Annotated in this window: 1 tRNA gene and 1 rRNA gene; both read left to right on the plus strand. The window is 48.0% G+C overall.

Going from position 1 to position 2,000, the window contains the following annotated elements:
- Positions 1-224: 224 nt before the first annotated feature.
- A 16S ribosomal RNA gene (locus AC6CH7_RS26435) occupies positions 225-1,746 on the plus strand.
- Positions 1,747-1,922: 176 nt separating this feature from the next.
- Positions 1,923-1,997 (plus strand) — tRNA-Ile (locus tag AC6CH7_RS26440).
- The last annotated feature ends 3 nt before the right edge of the window (positions 1,998-2,000 follow it).

The raw sequence follows: 2,000 nt of genomic DNA on the forward strand, positions 1-2,000 counted from the left end.
CCATGACTTTAAAGAGATATAAGAAGGGGATCCGTGAGGTGACCCGCGAAGTTCATTAAAGAGATGTCATTTATCAACGTAGCGAGGTAAGAAAGTACAGATTCAAAGTACATGAAACCTGCGCTATTATTTTCGAGTCAAGTTCTGACAGACAATACAAAAACAAGAATACAGACTATTATTAACAAGTTAAGAATGGTCAGCGATTCAAACGATAACATTTTACAATGGAGAGTTTGATCCTGGCTCAGGATGAACGCTAGCGGCAGGCCTAATACATGCAAGTCGAACGAGATTAAGGGGCTTGCTCCTTATGAAAGTGGCGCACGGGTGCGTAACGCGTATGCAACCTACCTCAATCAGGGGGATAGCCCGAAGAAATTCGGATTAACACCGCATAAAAACACAGTACAGCATTGTACAATGTTCAAATATTTATAGGATTGAGATGGGCATGCGTGTCATTAGCTAGTTGGCGGGGTAACGGCCCACCAAGGCGACGATGACTAGGGGATCTGAGAGGATGACCCCCCACACTGGTACTGAGACACGGACCAGACTCCTACGGGAGGCAGCAGTAAGGAATATTGGTCAATGGAGGGAACTCTGAACCAGCCATGCCGCGTGCAGGAAGACAGCCCTCTGGGTCGTAAACTGCTTTTATTCGGGAATAAACCTATCTACGTGTAGATAGCTGAATGTACCGAAGGAATAAGGATCGGCTAACTCCGTGCCAGCAGCCGCGGTAATACGGAGGATCCAAGCGTTATCCGGATTTATTGGGTTTAAAGGGTGCGTAGGCGGCTTATTAAGTCAGGGGTGAAAGACGGTGGCTCAACCATCGCAGTGCCTTTGATACTGATGAGCTTGAATGAACTAGAGGTAGGCGGAATGTGACAAGTAGCGGTGAAATGCATAGATATGTCACAGAACACCGATTGCGAAGGCAGCTTACTATGGTTTTATTGACGCTGAGGCACGAAAGCGTGGGGATCAAACAGGATTAGATACCCTGGTAGTCCACGCCCTAAACGATGAATACTCGCTGTTAGCGATATACAGTTAGCGGCTAAGCGAAAGCGTTAAGTATTCCACCTGGGGAGTACGCCCGCAAGGGTGAAACTCAAAGGAATTGACGGGGGCCCGCACAAGCGGAGGAGCATGTGGTTTAATTCGATGATACGCGAGGAACCTTACCCGGGCTTGAAAGTTAGTGAATGATCTAGAGATAGATCAGTGAGCAATCACACGAAACTAGGTGCTGCATGGCTGTCGTCAGCTCGTGCCGTGAGGTGTTGGGTTAAGTCCCGCAACGAGCGCAACCCCTATGTTTAGTTGCCAGCACGTTAAGGTGGGGACTCTAAACAGACTGCCTGTGCAAACAGAGAGGAAGGAGGGGACGACGTCAAGTCATCATGGCCCTTACGTCCGGGGCTACACACGTGCTACAATGGATGGTACAGAGGGCAGCAAGCTGGCAACAGCAAGCAAATCTCAAAAAGCCATTCACAGTTCGGATAGAGGTCTGCAACTCGACCTCTTGAAGTTGGATTCGCTAGTAATCGCGTATCAGCAATGACGCGGTGAATACGTTCCCGGGCCTTGTACACACCGCCCGTCAAGCCATGGAAGTTGGGGGTACCTAAAGTATGTAACCGCAAGGAGCGTCCTAGGGTAAAACCGATAACTGGGGCTAAGTCGTAACAAGGTAGCCGTACCGGAAGGTGCGGCTGGAATACCTCCTTTCTGGAGTAGACTAGACTACTCGCTACGTAAATGATATAATGACAAAAGATCTCAAAAAGAAAACCCATAGGATGAAGCAAAAGTAAAGTGCTCCATACTAAGCAGGGGATTATGAGTTAAGCATAGGATTTGTGAAATGAGAAATCAGCACTCATAGGGCCTTGCGAAATGAATAAAGTCCCGTAGCTCAGTTTGGTTAGAGCACTACACTGATAATGTAGGGGTCAGCAGTTCAAATCTGCTCGGGACTACAT

It is taken from the genome of Pedobacter sp. GQ55 (genome assembly GCF_059758925.1).